Raw genomic sequence first — 14,603 nt, 5'->3', positions numbered from 1 at the left:
ATGGCCGTTGCCAGGGAAGATTTGCAGACCCAGGAAATCGAGCTCAATATGGGCCCCCAACACCCCAGTACCCATGGTGTTTACCGGGCCCTTTTAACCCTGGATGGTGAAAAAGTAGTCAAGGTTGAAAATATTATTGGTTATTTGCACCGGGGTATAGAAAAGCTGGCGGAGGACCGCACCTACACCCAGATCATCCCCTACACTGACCGCCTTGATTACCTGGCCGGGATGCTGAACAACCTGGGTTATGTCCAGACGGTGGAAAAACTGATGGGGATAGAGGTGCCGGAGCGGGCCGAGTACCTGCGCATTATCATGGCCGAGCTGTCCAGGATAGCCAGCCACCTGATCATGGTTGCTTCCATGGCCCTGGATGTGTCCGGTTGGACGGCATGGTTTCCCCCTTTCCGGGAAAGGGAGCGGATATTAGATCTCTTTGAGATGACTTGTGGTTCGCGCCTGACGGTGAGCTATATGCGCATCGGCGGCGTGGCTGCCGATATTCCGCCGGCCTTCTTGCCGGCCCTGGAAGCTTTTTTAGATGATTTGCCCCAGTTAATCGCGGAAGTGAACGGCTTGATTACCGGGAATGAAATTTTTAAGGCTCGTTGCCGGGGTGTGGGCAGGATTGATCTGGAGACAGCCCTGGCCTATGGTATCACAGGGCCGAACTTACGCGCCTGCGGGCTGCCCTTTGATTTGCGCAAAGCGCGGCCGTATGGTATTTATGATCGGTTCGAATTCGATATTCCCACTTTAAACAACGGGGATAGCTACGACCGCTTTGTTATTCGCCTTTTGGAGATGGAACAGAGCGCCCGCATTATCCGCCAGGCCATGGCAGGGCTCCCCGAGGGGCCGGTAATGGCCAAAGTGCCCCGGGTAATTAAACCGCCCAGGGGAGAAGTTTACCACCAGATCGAGGGTGCTAAAGGAATTTTGGGCTTTTATCTCGTAAGCGACGGCGGCAATAAGCCCTACCGCCTGCACATTCACAGCCCGTCCTTTGTTAATTTAGGCTCTCTACCCAAAATAGCCGAAGGCGGTAATATCCAGGATTTTGTTGTCAACCTTGCTTCCATTGATATTGTTCTGGGTGAGGTTGACCGGTGATCGGGAGTTTTGCTTAAGGGAGAGGATAGATGGTTATGGAAAATATATTTACTGGCATAGCCGCCTATTTAAAGGGGCTGCTTGCCGGGGCACCGCCGTGGGTCCAGACCTTGGGGATGGGCCTCCTGTACCTGGTGGGTGTCCTAGCCTTTATCTTTCTTAATGCCATTTATTTGATTTACCTGGAACGGAAGGTAAGCGCTTATATGCAGCAGCGGCTCGGGCCCAACCGCCTGGGCCCCCGTGGGCTCCTCCAGTCGGTAGCCGATGCTGTAAAGCTCCTGGGCAAGGAGGATATTATACCCCGCGGGGCTGATAAATGGGTTTTTATTATTGCGCCGGTAATAATCTTTATCCCGGCGGTCATGGTCTATGCCATCATCCCCTTTGGCAAAGGGATGATCCCTGTTGATTTGAATATTGGTGTCTTTTACTTCCTGGCAGTGGCCTCGACCACAACTATTGCCATTTTAATGGGCGGCTGGGGGGCCAACAATAAATACGCCCTGCTGGGGAGTATGCGCTGCGTGGCCCAAATGGTAAGCTATGAAATCCCCCTGACCTTTTCCATCCTGGGGGTAATTATGCTGGCCGGGTCCCTGCAGACTTCCCAGATAGTGGCGGCCCAGGAAAGGATCTGGTATATCCTGCTCCAGCCTTTGGCTTTCCTTATTTACTTTATTGCGGCCACAGCGGAAGTAAACCGCGCCCCCTTTGACCTGGTCGAAGGGGAGCAGGAGATCATCGCCGGCCCCTATACGGAATACACCGGCATGCGCTACGCCCTCTTTTATCTCTCGGAGTATGCCAACCTGGTCAGCGTTTCCGCCCTGGCGGTAACCCTTTTCCTCGGGGGCTGGCACGGACCGTGGCTACCCTCGTGGTTATGGTTCCTCATTAAAGTCTATATTATGATTTTCATCTTTATGTGGGTGCGCTGGACCTTTCCCCGCATTCGCATCGACCACCTGTTGGGCTTTAATTGGAAGGTATTGTTACCTCTGTCCCTGGCCAACATCCTGGTGACCGGCGTGGGAATTAAGGTTTACCAGCTGCTGACCCTGGGGAGGTGGTAGGATGTTCGGGCAAGGTTTATTAAAGGGTTTAAGTATTACCTGGCACTTCTTTTTTGGCAAGGCCTTAACAGAACAGTATCCGGAACGGCGGCCCAACCTGCCCCCGGCTTCCCACGGTTCCTTTCGCCTGGACAGGGAGAAGTGTATTGCCTGTGGCCTGTGCGCCAGCGCCTGCCCCAACCATGCCATAACTATCGAGAGCGAGCGCGATGAGCAGAAGAAACGCAGGCTTACCGGTTACCGGGTGAAATTTGGCCAGTGTCTCTTCTGCGGCCTGTGTGTAGAAAGCTGTCCCCAGGACGCCCTGCACTGGCAGCCCGATTTCGAGCTGGCCTGCTATCGTTATGAGGATACCGAACATGATTTGCTGGCCGGCCCGGCAGCGGAGGTGAAAAAAGGTGCCTGATATAACTGCCCTTTTCTTCTGGCTGCTGGCGGCGATTATTACCGCTTCCGCCCTGGCCGTAGTCATATTAAAAAATATTGTGCACAGCGCCCTGTACCTGGTTTTAACCTTTGCCGGCGTTGCCGGGCTCTATATCTTGCTAGGCGCCGAGTTCCTGGCGGCCGTGCAGCTCCTGGTCTATGCCGGTGCTATTGCCGTTCTAATTGTATTTGCCATTATGCTGACCCGGCGGGGCGACATCCGGGCCAGCAACCTGTTTAATGTCAATTACCTGGCGGCGGCCGTTGTTTCCCTGGCCCTGTTTATCGTAATCACCCTGGCAACAGCCCGCATATACTGGGTGGCTACTCCCGGCCAGGCTCCGGCAGGTAATGTCGGAGCTATTGCCGAGGCTTTTTTGGGCCCGTTTGCCCTCCCCTTTGAAATAGCGGCCGTGCTCTTACTGGTGGCCATGGTAGGAGCTATTCTCCTGGCGAGGGGAGGGAAACAGGACCAGTGATTACCTTAAATCACTACCTGGCCCTGGGGGGCCTGCTTTTCTGCATCGGCCTCTTTGGTGCCCTGGCCAAGAGAAATGCCGTCGCTGTTTTAATGGGAATTGAACTCATGCTCAATGCGGTCAATATTAATCTGGTGGCTTTTAACCATTTCCTGGAGCCGGCCCGGGTGACAGGCCAGATCTTTGCCATTTTTGTCATTGTCGTGGCCGCAGCCGAGGTAGCCGTCGGCCTGGCTCTGGTCTTAAATATCTACCGTCGGCGCCTGGACAGCAACGTGGATGACCTTGACTGGCTCAAATGGTAATTCGTCAATAAGGCAGGTGATATCCCGTGATCAAATATGCCTGGTTGATACCTGTTTTTCCCGCTATTGCTTTTCCTATCATTATTTTTCTCACGCGTAAAGTGCGCCTTTTAAGCGCCCTGGTGGCTATTGCCGCCATTGCGGCCAGCTTTGTCATGGCCGTAGGAGTATTACGGCAAGTTTTCCTCCTGGGTGTAACCATGGAGAAGCCGGTGGAATATGCTGTCCCGTGGCTGCAGATCCCGGGACTTTTAAAGATTGAAGCCGGGATATTAATTGACCCCTTGACTGCAGTAATGCTTTTGGTAGTTACCCTGGTGGCCCTGCTGGTAGAAATTTACTCAGTAGGCTATATGCACGGTGACCCGGGATTTTCTAATTTCTTTAGCTATCTCTCCCTTTTCAGTGCCTCCATGCTGGGACTGGTCCTGGCCAATAACTACTTTATGATCTTTTTCTTCTGGGAATTGGTGGGACTCTGTTCTTACCTCCTTATCGGTTTTTACTATCATAAACACGCGGCAGCCCGGGCGGGCTTGAAAGCGTTTGTAACCAACCGGGTGGCCGATTTTGGCTTTATGCTGGGCTTTTTCTTCCTCTTTGCCATGTTTGGGACCTTTAATTTCCGGGAACTGGCAGAGGCCATTCCCGGCTATCAAAATACGGGCTTTTTAGCCCTGGCGGCGGCCCTGGTATTTATCGGCCCCATCGGCAAGTCGGCCCAGTTTCCCCTCCATGTCTGGCTGCCTGATGCCATGGAAGGCCCCACGCCGGTGAGCGCCCTGATCCATGCCGCGACCATGGTGGCTGCCGGTGTCTATTTACTGGCGCGGGCTTTTGTCCTCTTTGCCAGCCTGCCGGGGGTTATGCTCCTGGTGGCCTATGTAGGCGGCTTTACGGCTTTATTCTCAGCCACCATTGCCGTTGCCCAGCGGGACATCAAGCGGATACTTGCCTACTCTACCATGAGCCAGCTGGGTTACATGGTCATGGCCATGGGCGTAGGCAGCATGACGGCCGGCATGTTCCATCTCATGACCCATGCCTTCTTTAAAGCCCTTCTCTTCCTGGGAGCCGGCAGTGTGATTCATGCTTTGGAAGAACAGGATATTTTCCGCATGGGTGGTTTATACAAGGATATGAAGATTACCGCCGGCACCTTTATCCTTGCGGCTTTAGCCCTGGCCGGGTTACCGCCCCTGGCGGGTTTCTGGAGCAAGGATGAGATTCTGGCCGCAACCTTTGACCACGGCTTTACCGGCCTTTATATCCTGGGCACCCTGGTGGCCTTCCTGACGGCTTTTTATATGTTCCGCCTGATCTTCGTGGCCTTCTTTGGCGACCGGCGCGCCGGGCTACACGGCCATGAGTCGCCTTTAACTATGACCGTGCCCCTCATTATCCTGGCCGTGCTTACGGTGGTAGTCGGTTTCGTGGGTACGCCCTTCACCGAACACGGCTTCAGTACCTTTGTTTATTACGGCGAGCCCCATCACGTTGAGCCCAATTATGCCGTCATGCTCATTTCCGTACTCGTCGCCCTGGCGGGTATCGGTCTGGCCTGGCTCTTCTATGGCCGTCCCAGCGACGTGCCGGAAAAACTGGCTAACCGTTATCGCAGCATCTATACGTTGCTGGTAAACAAATTTTATATCGACGAAATCTATATGTGGCTTTTCCGCCGCGTTGTTTTGGGGCTGTCGGAAGCCTTTAACTGGCACGACCGTCATGTAGTTGACGGCATCTTTGACGGTGTTGGCGATATGACCCGTATCTCGGGCCGGAAACTCCGCCTCCTCCAGACGGGGAATCTGCAGACCTATGCCCTGGTCATCTTTACCGCCGTAGTGATTATTGCCCTCTGGATGGCGTCACCGGTGTTAGGAGGTGTGATCCAGTGAATTTTCCCATCTTGACGGCCATTATGTTGGCCCCAGTGGTGGGTCTGCTCCTGATCCTGCTAATCCCGGAAAAGGAAGAGTTGACCATCAAAATCACCGCCGCTGTGGCCACCTTTGTTTCCCTGGTGCTGGCCATCCTGGCTTACGTACTCTATGATTACGGCCGGGGGGGCCTGCAATTCCTTCAGGATGTTCCCTGGGTTCCGTCCTTCGGCATTAATTACTCCGTCGGTGTCGACGGGTTAAGTATGCCTATGGTACTGCTGACGGCCATCGTCATCTTCACCGGCGTCTTTGCCTCCTGGGATATGACCAAACGGGTGAAGGAATTCTTCATTTTCCTGTTAATGCTGGTGACGGGGGTTTTCGGGGTCTTCATCAGCCGCGATCTCTTTTTCTTTTACCTCTTCTTTGAGGTAGCGGTGATCCCCATGTACCTTTTAATAGGCATCTGGGGCAGCACCAGGAAAGAGTACGCGGCCATGAAGCTGACCCTTTACCTCCTGGTCGGCAGCGCTTTTGCCCTGATTGGTATTATTGCCACCTTCCTGTACGCTGCCCAGCAGCTAGGCCATGCCACCTTTGACATCCAGACCCTGGCCACGGTGAAGTATGACCTGGGCTTCCAGAAATTTGTTTTCTTCTTGATGTTAATCGGCTTTGGGGTGCTGGTGCCTATCTGGCCCCTGCATCTGTGGTCACCGGACGGCCATGTGGCCGCTCCGACGGCTGTCAGTATGCTCCACGCCGGTGTCTTGATGAAGCTGGGAGCCTACGGTCTCATCCGGGTGGGCCTTTTCCTCTTCCCGGAAGGAGCCAAATACTGGGCGCCCCTCATTGCCGTTCTCTGTATAGTGAATGTGGTCTACGGGGCCATGATTGCCATGGTCCAGAAAGACCTCAAGTTTGTTATCGGCTATAGCAGCGTCAGCCATATGGGCTACGTTCTTTTGGGGATAGCAGCCCTTAACACTTTAAGCCTGAACGGGGCGGTAGCCCAGATGTTTGCCCACGGTATCATGACGGCCCTCTTCTTTGCCCTGGTGGGTAATGTTTACCACAAGGCCCATACCAGGGAAATCGCCCGCTTTGGCGGCCTGGCCCACCAGATGCCGCGGGTAGCAGCCGGCTTCCTTATCGGCGGCCTGGCCTCCCTGGGCCTCCCGGGACTTAACAACTTTGTGGCCGAGTTTCTCATTTTCATCGGCTCCTTCACCAGGGAGCAGTCTTTGCTGGGCGGTGTTCTCTCGTACCGCATCCTCTCGATACTGGCCATCTCCGGTATAGTCATCACGGCCACCTATGTATTGCGGGTGGTCAAGAACACCTTCTTTGGCCCGCGGAAACACGAATGGGATCACCTGGAAGATGCCCGCGGGGTGGAGATGGTGCCCATTGTTGTATTAGTGGCCACCCTGATCCTCTTTGGCTTGCTGCCTTCCCTTCAGATTGACATGATTAACAGCGGCGTAGCCCCGCTCGTAGCTAAAATAGAAGCTGCGAAGGCGATTGGGGGTATCTTTTAATGGCTAGTCTGCAGCTACTAACGGTGGAAATATTGACGGCGGCTTTAGGCCTGGGGCTGCTGGCTTTAGGCCTTCTGGTACCCAAAAACGACCGCCGGGGTATTGGCTATGTAGCAGCCGCCGGCCTGGCCGGCCTGATGGTGGTAGCTTTCAGCATGCGGGATGCCAGCGGGGTAGTTCTGGGCGGTTATGTTATCGACCCCTTTGGCACCTATTTTAAAGTCTTATTCCTGGCCGCGGCTCTGCTGACTGCAGTTTGTTCTTTTGAATATGTAGAAAAGATGGGCTTTAACCAGGGAGAATATTATGCTTTGCTGGTGCTGGCCACCCTGGGGATGATGGTCCTGGCTTCTTCCGGCGAGCTGATCAGCCTTTATCTGGGCCTGGAGCTGATGACCATTACTTTCTGCATCCTGGCCGCCTATCGCCTGGATGATGCCAAATCGGCCGAAGCAGGTATCAAGTACGTCCTGCTAGGGGCCATGTCCTCGGCCATTCTCCTGTACGGCTTGAGCCTGGTCTATGGGGCCAGCGGGAGCACGGTAATCAAGGAGATAGGCCAGGCAGTTGCGGCCGGTGGCGCCAGCCCGGCCCTCCTCCTGGGAACCATCTTTCTTTTGGCCGGCTTTGCTTTTAAGGTAACGGCCGTACCCTTTCACATGTGGTCTCCCGATGTTTATGAAGGGGCACCGACGCCGGTAACGGGTTTCTTATCGGTTGCCTCCAAGGCCGCCGGTTTTGCCGCCCTGGTACGGGTGTTTTTTGGCGCCCTGCCGGACCTGCACAACTTCTGGGTGCAGCTCTTTATTGCCCTGGCAGTGCTGACCATGGTCCTGGGGAATCTCGTGGCCATTCCCCAGACCAATATCAAGCGGCTGCTGGCCTATTCCAGCATTTCCCAGGCCGGCTACCTGCTCCTGGGTGTTGTATCCTTCTCGGTCTTAGGTATAGGGGCTATCATGTACTATGCCATGCTCTACGTCTTCGGCAACATGGGCGCTTTTATGGCAGCCACGGCTTTCTACAACACCGATGGGAGCGATGAGATAAGGGATTATGCCGGCCTGGCCAGGCGTTCGCCCCTGGTGGCGGCGGTAATGCTTTTTTCCCTGCTGTCCCTGGCGGGGATACCGCCCATGGCCGGCTTCGTCGGCAAGTTTTACCTGTTTATGGCCATTATATCCCAGGGTTATATCTGGCTGGCCATCCTCGGTATCCTTATGAGCATGGTCTCTGTCTACTACTACCTGCTGGTGGCCAAGGCCATGTACCTGGGTAACCCGCCGGAGGGGAGCCGGCCGGTGCGGGTAGCTCCCGGCCTCCAGGTAGCCATGATAGTGTCTCTGCTAGTCCTCTTCCTCCTGGGGATTTACCCGACACCCCTGACCAATTATGCCATGAACTCGGCGGTAGCCTTTTTTATGCCCTGAGGCTTCCCATCTTAGCGATCTCATTGAACAGGTGAAACGTTTACAGGGCTTCAGCCTTTAGCCCTCAAGGCGAGGTGAGCCAGCATGACTGTGGCGCGGCGGCGGCGCGGCCAGCGAGGCGAGGCGGCCGCCGCTGCCTATTTAGAGCGCAGCGGCTACCGGCTGCTGGCGCGTAATTACCGCTGCCCCCTGGGGGAAATAGACATTATTGCTGCCGACGGCGAGGCAGTTGTTTTTGTCGAGGTACGCACCCGTTCGACAGCTACCTTCGGTACACCCCAGGAGTCAGTTGACGCCCGCAAGCAAATGCGCCTGCGCCGCCTGGCGGCCTATTACCTTAGCGGGCATGGTTTGAGCAACCGCCCCTGTCGTTTTGATGTGGTGGCGGTTTGGCTGGACCGGCAGGAGAGAGTGAGGGAGATAGAAATTATTAAAGGAGCGTTTTAAATGTAAAGCCAGGGTAACCCCTGGCTTTTTAATTACAGATTTATTTCTTTAATAACAGGTCCTGGACCCGGTCCTGGAGGTAAATACCGTCCCTGTACGACTCGGCGGAGGCGCGTTCAAAGAGGGCGTGGCCTTCTTCCTGGCAGCGGGGGCAGGCCTCGCGGGGGATAAAGATAGCCAGGATGTGGCTGCCCCGGTCGGTTCGCGAGTCGATCCAGGTGAGCCCGCCGCAAGAATCACATACGAGCGTTGTTTCTTCCTGGGTTTCCATCAGCCCCTCGGTGTCGTAATAGATCTGGTGCCGGCGGCTGATTTCTTTTTTATCCCGGACATATTCAGCCCGCAATGTTTCCCGCTGCTGCCAGGCCTGGTAGGTTTCTTCGCACAGGCGGGCGATGTAGTCGCTGACCCGGGAAGACTGGGCCACCCTGGCCGGGTTGTAGTCAGGCTCCCGAATGCTGGAATAATCGAGTCCAGCCAGGGCCAGAATAATCCCTACATTGACATAGGGCAGGGCGCCTTCGATGGAGTAGCCGCCTTCTAAGACGGCAATGTCCGGCTGCAGGCGGTCATTCAGGCGGGCATAACCCCGGGCGGAAAAACGCATGTTGGTGATGGGATCGGTATAATGGTTATCCTGGCCGGCGGAATTGATGACCAGATCGGGTTTAAAATCGGCCAGGACGGGCAGGATGAAATGTTCCAGGGCGTAGAGGAAACCTTCTTCGCCTGTCTCGGGCGGCAGGGGCAGGTTTAAATTATAGCCGAAGGCGTTCGGTCCCCCGAACTCATTTAAGAAGCCGGTGCCGGGGTAGAGGGTACGCCCGTCCTGGTGTAAAGAAATATAAAGGGTGTCTGGATCATGCCAGTAGATGTCCTGGCTGCCGTCGCCGTGGTGGCAGTCGGTATCCACAATGGCGATGCGCTTTTTACCATAATGACGGCGGATATATTCGATCATAATGGCTTCTATATTAATATTGCAGAAGCCACGGGCGCCGTGGACGATGCGCATGGCATGGTGTCCCGGCGGCCGGACGATGGCAAAGGCTTTATCCACCTCACCTTTGAGGACGGCTTCAGCAGCCACGATAGCGCCGCCGGCGGCTATCAGGTGGGATTCGGTGATCCGGGACATGACATCAGGGACACAGACGTGCACCCTTTCCACATCGGCTATGGCAGCCAGGCGGGGGCGGTATTCATAGATGCCGTCGATATCCAGGATGCCTTCTTCCAGGACCTGGTCCTGGGTATAGAGGAGCCGCTCTTCCCGTTCCGGGTGGGTAGGGCTGATGGCCCAGTCAAAGGCCGGGAAGAAGACCAGGCCCAGGCGGCGGGCGGCTTTATACATCATCCCCATCTCCCTTCAGCGGGGTGACCCGGGGTTTAACCTGAACTTTTACCCGGATATTTTTACCGGTAGTATAAAAACCGGAAACCATATTAAAGGCTTGTTCTTCCACTACTTCCAGCTCGGTGCCGGCCGCTTCCGGGGTCAGGCGCAAAAGACGCCCGCGCAAAAGCTCCAGGGCGCGGGTACGGGCCCGCTCCAGGTTGTAGCCGGCAGGGATCTTTTCCCGGATGCCCTCTTCGGGAACAGTTAGCAGTCCCTGTTCGGTATCGGCCAGGAGGGTCAATTCCGTAGTGGGCTGGCTTAAAGCTGCCCCGATGGCATTGGCCACCCCGGCCAGGTTGGGGACGGTGACCGGGAGGCCGAAAGCAGCTTCCAGCTCGGCCGCCAGTATGGGCGCCGGGGCGCCAATGACAATCACCTGGGCGGGCTGTAATTGTTTACCTTCCAGCACTTCGCGGACGGTGTAGACCGGCCGGCTGTTGATTTTATCCAGCAGGGTCCGACACTGCCGGGCAATTTCCCCCGCCATTTGCTGCAAAATCGCTGCGGCCATATTCAGTGTACTAAGTCCCAGTTTATCGCCCAATTCGGCTATGCCCTGGCGGGCGGCGGCCTTATCCCCTAGGTCCAGGCGACCCAGGGTAATGAGGGCGTCGGTAGGGGTCACGGCCGGGCCCCCCAGGGCCCGGGCCGGCCCCTGGCGGTCGGGGCCGATGGTTAAACGCCCCTCCTTTACCCGCAGGCAGCTGTCGCCCCCCAGACCCAGGGAGTAGCTGAACAGCGCGCGCACCAGGGTGGGGTAGCCGGCAAGGCTTATGCCGGTGGGTTCATAGAGGGGCACACCGCCGGCCAGGAAAGCAATATCAGTGGTTGTTCCGCCTATATCCAGGATGATAGCATCTTGCTGAGCTGGCACCAGGGCCAGGGCGCCCATGACGCTGGCCGCAGGGCCGGAAAGGATGGTTTCAACAGGTAAGGCCCGCGAGGCCTCCAGGGAGAGGGTGCCGCCGTCGGCCTTTAAAATATAGGGAGCAAAGGGTAAATTCTTTCTGGCAGTAAAAGTTTCAATGGCAGCCGCAAAGGAACTATAGGTAGCGGCGACGGCGCTGTTCAGATAGGCGGTGAAGACCCGGCGGGGGAAGTTTAACCGGCCTGACAGGCGGTGGCCCATGGTAATAAAATCGTAGCCAGGGGACAGTGCCTGCTTGATGCCGAGTTCGTGCTCCGGATTGCGGGTTGAGAACTTGCCGACAATGGCCAGGTGGCGGATGCCGGCCTGCTGCAGCTCCCTGTCGGCAGCCTTAATCTCCGCTTCTACCAGAGGGCTGGTGGGGCGGCCGCGGTGGTCGATGGACCCCGAGAGGATGAAGTTTTTCTGGCCACAGGCGAGTACGGCGGGATTTAAGCCCGGCCCCGGCTCCAGGAGCAAACCTACGGGGCTGGTGCGGCCGGTAACGATGGCATTGGTGCAAATAGTTGTGCTTAAATTGAGGCGTTTTATTGCGGAGGGTTCGATCCCGGCCAGGACAGCTTCCAGGGCTCGGGTAATAGTGCCGAGGTAGTCCGCCTGGTCGGTAGTTGTTTTATAGTGACGCAGGATGCGGCCCCCGGCAATGAGGACGGCATCGGTGTGGGTGCCACCCATATCCAGTCCTACAAACATTTGCCTCGCCTCCAGGTTTATTTTAGAACTTTAAACCGGGAGTTGCAAGGATAATGTATTATCGGCCCATTATTTTCTTCGTTTTACGAGTTTAACTTTGAAAATGCTTTAAAAGAATATAAAGGTAGTATTTGCGGGTCACTCCTGGCATATGAATGATAGCGGGCGGTTCTGCGCCTGCCTGCGAACATTGTTAGCGAGGTGAAGAAGTTGCCAGCCACCGCCCGGCTGACTAATTTCTATAGCAAGGTAATGCTGGAGGGGGAAGAGCAGTTCAGCACCGTTACCATTGAAGCCACTGCACCGCCTCCCGTGGCAATCGACTATCCAGAACCGGGTACCTGCCGGGTGACCCTCCGGGCCATCCTGAATATGTACCCCGGCCCCCTCTATATCCAGGACGGTATTCTCCGGGAAGTAACGGTTGAGCCTGGTGAAAGGCAGGTTACTTTTAACATCAGCCTTGATGAGGCCGTCCAGGCGACGTCGACGGTGGTAGAAGGTATACCCTACCGGGTGGTGTTGTGCTTCAGCCGTCGGCCCCTGCAGGAATTTTACCGGGATAAATTAATTATACTCGATCCGGGCCACGGGGGGACCGATGGCGGCTGGCGGGGACCGGTCAATCTCTGGGAGCGGGATATGGCGTGGAAGACCGCCCTGGAACTGGCGCGGGTCATGGAGGGTTTTAAAGCCCGGGTGATCTGGACCCGCCAGGCAGAGGAAAACCCCTCCTGGCAGGAACGCCTGCAGAAAGTTACCCCGGCTACTTTTTGCTTTATCAGCATTCACGAGCATGGTGCAGAGGATGAATGCCAGCGAGGGACGGCCGTCCTTTATAATCCCGCTTTTCGGGGTAATGAGGAACTGGCGGCAAAGGTTTTAGAGAGAATCGTGGCCAGGGTCAAGACACCGGTACGGGGAGTTAAAGCAGACGAGGAGCTGGCCTGCCTTGGGGAGGTGCCCGGCTTAAAGCTGGAACCGGTAGCCATTACCAACTGGGTCGATGAAGGTTTGCTGCGCAACCCCTATTTCCATCAGAAGGTAGCCCTGGCTACCGCTGTAGCTATCAAACAATATTTCCAGCGGGGGAAATATGCCTATGGCCGGGAAGAATGAGAAAAAATTCTTCTATAAAATACCCATCCGCACCCATATCATTACCGAAAACGACGATATAGTCAGCCTGGCCATAAAATATAGTACCGGTATTGCTGCGCCCGGCGATGTCATCTGCCTGGCGGAAAGTGTCGTCGCCATTAGCCAGGGACGGGCTATTTTACCGGAAACAGTACGCCCCGGGAGGCTGGCCCGTTTTTTAAGCCGTTTTCCCGGTAAAGACGGGAGTCTCGCCACGCCGCCGGCCATGCAGCTGGCCATTGAAGAAGCAGGTAGAGCGCGCATCCTGGCCGGCTGTGCCGCGGCTGCTGTGGGCCGGTTGATCAAGAAAAAGGGCCTTTTCTACATTGTAGCCGGGCGCGAGCTGGCCCTGATCGATGATATAGCCGGTACCATGTACCCCTACGAGAGACATATTGTCATGGGACCTAAAAACCCGGGCCGGCTAGTACAGGGTATTAAAAAGGCTACCGGTGCAGAAGCCGTGATTGCCGATGTCAATGATAAAGGGTGTGTTGACATCCTGAGCATCACTGATAAGCGTTACAGGCAAGCAGTAATTGAGGCTTTAAGGGATAATCCCTTTGGCAATGAAGATGAGCAGACGCCCATAGTTATCCTCAAGCGCCGGGAAATGAGGGGATAGATGGCCATAGAATCGCCCAATGACGGGCGATTTTTTACTTGTCCTGCAAGTGGACGAGAACGTATAATAATGGGGTAATGAGATTTTCTGGAGGTGGCTTTAGTTGAAGCATGTGGTTACCCTGATACCGGGTGATGGTACCGGCCCGGAACTGATTGCTGCGGCCCGGCGGGTCCTGGATGCCAGCGGGGCCGAGCTTGAGTGGGAAGTCGTGGCGGCCGGGGAGACGGCCCAGGAGAAGTACGGCAGCGTATTACCAGAGGAAACCCTGGCTTCCATTCGTAAAAACGGCGTGGCCCTTAAAGGCCCTATTACTACGCCGGTAGGCACCGGTTTTCGCAGTGTCAATGTGGCTTTACGGAAAGAACTTGACCTTTATGCCAATATTCGCCCGGCTCGTAACCTGCCCAATGTACCCTCCCGCTACCAGGGTGTCGACCTGGTCATTTTTCGAGAGAACACGGAAGATCTCTATGCCGGTATAGAACATATGGTAGGAGAGGAAGCAGCGGAAAGTATTAAAATTATCACCCGCAAAGGTTCCGAACGCATTGCCCGCGCAGCCTTTGAATATGCCCGCCGCAACGGCAGGAAAAGGGTGACGGCCGGGCACAAAGCCAATATCATGAAATTCAGCGACGGCCTTTTCTTGCGGACTTTTTATGAAGTGGCTCAAGATTACCCCGATCTAACTGCCGACGACCGTATTGTGGACAACCTGAGCATGCAGCTGGTGCAGAAACCAGAACAATATGATGTCCTGGTGCTGCCCAACCTCTACGGTGATATCCTTTCCGACCTCTGCGCCGGCCTGGTAGGCGGCCTGGGGGTGGCGCCGGGAGCGAATATCGGCGACCGGGCGGCTGTTTTTGAACCCATCCACGGCAGTGCGCCCAAATATGCCGGCCAGAACAAGGTTAACCCCCTGGCAACCATCCTCTCCGGGGTAATGATGCTGGAGCATTTAGGCGAAAAGGAAGCTGCCGCGAGGATTCAGAAGGCTATCCTGGCTGTCCTGGCCGAAGGAAAATACCTAACCTATGACCTGGGAGGCACTGCCGGTACCAGCGAAATGGCCGACGCTATTGTAAGGCAGCTGGAGAAGGCGTAGC

Annotated in this window: 14 protein-coding genes; 12 read left to right on the top strand and 2 right to left on the bottom strand. The window is 55.7% G+C overall.

The annotated features are described in order from the left end of the window. From FLZ89_RS00300 to FLZ89_RS00260, 9 genes are all read left to right on the top strand, one after another. Complete coding sequence (locus FLZ89_RS00300) at positions 1-1,116, top strand: NADH-quinone oxidoreductase subunit D (protein WP_141304081.1); 1,116 nt, start codon at positions 1-3, stop codon at positions 1,114-1,116. Positions 1,117-1,151: 35 nt separating this feature from the next. After that, positions 1,152-2,192: an NADH-quinone oxidoreductase subunit NuoH gene (nuoH, locus tag FLZ89_RS00295; protein ID WP_172613364.1), complete on the top strand. Its 1,041-nt coding sequence runs from the start codon at positions 1,152-1,154 to the stop codon at positions 2,190-2,192. A gap of 1 nt (position 2,193) precedes the next feature. Next, positions 2,194-2,598 carry a NuoI/complex I 23 kDa subunit family protein gene (locus FLZ89_RS00290; RefSeq protein WP_141264268.1) on the top strand — a complete coding sequence of 135 codons (405 nt, stop codon included), beginning with the start codon at positions 2,194-2,196 and terminating at the stop codon, positions 2,596-2,598. Further along, positions 2,591-3,097 carry an NADH-quinone oxidoreductase subunit J family protein gene (locus tag FLZ89_RS00285; RefSeq protein ID WP_141264269.1) on the top strand — a complete coding sequence of 169 codons (507 nt, stop codon included), beginning with the start codon at positions 2,591-2,593 and terminating at the stop codon, positions 3,095-3,097. Before FLZ89_RS00290 ends, FLZ89_RS00285 begins: the two co-directional genes overlap by 8 nt. Further along, positions 3,094-3,402: an NADH-quinone oxidoreductase subunit NuoK gene (nuoK, locus tag FLZ89_RS00280; protein WP_141264270.1), complete on the top strand. Its 309-nt coding sequence runs from the start codon at positions 3,094-3,096 to the stop codon at positions 3,400-3,402. Before FLZ89_RS00285 ends, nuoK begins: the two co-directional genes overlap by 4 nt. Before the next feature lie 26 nt (positions 3,403-3,428). Further along, entirely contained in the window at positions 3,429-5,303 is a 1,875-nt protein-coding gene (nuoL, locus tag FLZ89_RS00275) for an NADH-quinone oxidoreductase subunit L (protein WP_141264271.1), read from the top strand. After that, positions 5,300-6,829, top strand: a complete 1,530-nt coding sequence (locus FLZ89_RS00270) for a complex I subunit 4 family protein (RefSeq protein WP_141264272.1) — start codon at positions 5,300-5,302, stop codon at positions 6,827-6,829. Before nuoL ends, FLZ89_RS00270 begins: the two co-directional genes overlap by 4 nt. Next, the gene (locus FLZ89_RS00265) at positions 6,829-8,259 is read left to right on the top strand and encodes an NADH-quinone oxidoreductase subunit N (protein WP_141304079.1); all 1,431 of its coding nucleotides are present in this window, start codon (positions 6,829-6,831) and stop codon (positions 8,257-8,259) included. Before FLZ89_RS00270 ends, FLZ89_RS00265 begins: the two co-directional genes overlap by 1 nt. A gap of 84 nt (positions 8,260-8,343) precedes the next feature. Continuing rightward, the gene (locus tag FLZ89_RS00260) at positions 8,344-8,706 is read left to right on the top strand and encodes a YraN family protein (protein ID WP_141264274.1); all 363 of its coding nucleotides are present in this window, start codon (positions 8,344-8,346) and stop codon (positions 8,704-8,706) included. A gap of 40 nt (positions 8,707-8,746) precedes the next feature. On the opposite strand, the gene FLZ89_RS00255 is transcribed toward FLZ89_RS00260, so the two are convergent. Then, positions 8,747-10,060 carry a histone deacetylase family protein gene (locus FLZ89_RS00255; protein WP_141305243.1) on the bottom strand — a complete coding sequence of 438 codons (1,314 nt, stop codon included), beginning with the start codon at positions 10,058-10,060 and terminating at the stop codon, positions 8,747-8,749. Then, on the bottom strand, positions 10,053-11,726 hold the full coding sequence (locus FLZ89_RS00250) for a hydantoinase/oxoprolinase family protein (RefSeq protein ID WP_141264275.1): 1,674 nt from the start codon (positions 11,724-11,726) through the stop codon (positions 10,053-10,055). Before FLZ89_RS00250 ends, FLZ89_RS00255 begins: the two co-directional genes overlap by 8 nt. A 201-nt stretch (positions 11,727-11,927) precedes the next feature. Here FLZ89_RS00250 and FLZ89_RS00245 point away from each other — a divergent pair, with 201 nt between their 5' ends. The 3 genes from FLZ89_RS00245 (at position 11,928) to FLZ89_RS00235 (ending at position 14,602) form a co-directional block, all read left to right on the top strand. Then, complete coding sequence (locus FLZ89_RS00245; protein ID WP_172613363.1) at positions 11,928-12,845, top strand: N-acetylmuramoyl-L-alanine amidase; 918 nt, start codon at positions 11,928-11,930, stop codon at positions 12,843-12,845. Continuing rightward, positions 12,829-13,491: a coenzyme F420-0:L-glutamate ligase gene (locus FLZ89_RS00240; protein ID WP_141264277.1), complete on the top strand. Its 663-nt coding sequence runs from the start codon at positions 12,829-12,831 to the stop codon at positions 13,489-13,491. The genes FLZ89_RS00245 and FLZ89_RS00240 overlap by 17 nt, the downstream gene beginning before the upstream one ends. Positions 13,492-13,594: 103 nt before the next feature. Further along, positions 13,595-14,602 carry an isocitrate/isopropylmalate dehydrogenase family protein gene (locus tag FLZ89_RS00235; protein ID WP_141264278.1) on the top strand — a complete coding sequence of 336 codons (1,008 nt, stop codon included), beginning with the start codon at positions 13,595-13,597 and terminating at the stop codon, positions 14,600-14,602. The last annotated feature ends 1 nt before the right edge of the window (position 14,603 follow it).

Origin of the sequence: Moorella sp. E306M, assembly GCF_006538385.1 — a bacterium.
Lineage (GTDB): Bacteria > Bacillota > DSM-521 > Neomoorellales > Neomoorellaceae > Neomoorella.
This window is presented reverse-complemented; position numbering and strand designations above follow the sequence as displayed.

Coding starts and splice junctions, on each gene's coding strand:
- FLZ89_RS00300 (WP_141304081.1), top strand. CDS start 1: ATGGCCGTTGCCAGGGAAGATTTGCAGACCCAGGAAATCGAGCTCAAT.
- nuoH (WP_172613364.1), top strand. CDS start 1,152: ATGGAAAATATATTTACTGGCATAGCCGCCTATTTAAAGGGGCTGCTT.
- FLZ89_RS00290 (WP_141264268.1), top strand. CDS start 2,194: ATGTTCGGGCAAGGTTTATTAAAGGGTTTAAGTATTACCTGGCACTTC.
- FLZ89_RS00265 (WP_141304079.1), top strand. CDS start 6,829: ATGGCTAGTCTGCAGCTACTAACGGTGGAAATATTGACGGCGGCTTTA.
- FLZ89_RS00260 (WP_141264274.1), top strand. CDS start 8,344: ATGACTGTGGCGCGGCGGCGGCGCGGCCAGCGAGGCGAGGCGGCCGCC.
- FLZ89_RS00255 (WP_141305243.1), bottom strand. CDS start 10,060: ATGTATAAAGCCGCCCGCCGCCTGGGCCTGGTCTTCTTCCCGGCCTTT.
- FLZ89_RS00250 (WP_141264275.1), bottom strand. CDS start 11,726: ATGTTTGTAGGACTGGATATGGGTGGCACCCACACCGATGCCGTCCTC.
- FLZ89_RS00240 (WP_141264277.1), top strand. CDS start 12,829: ATGGCCGGGAAGAATGAGAAAAAATTCTTCTATAAAATACCCATCCGC.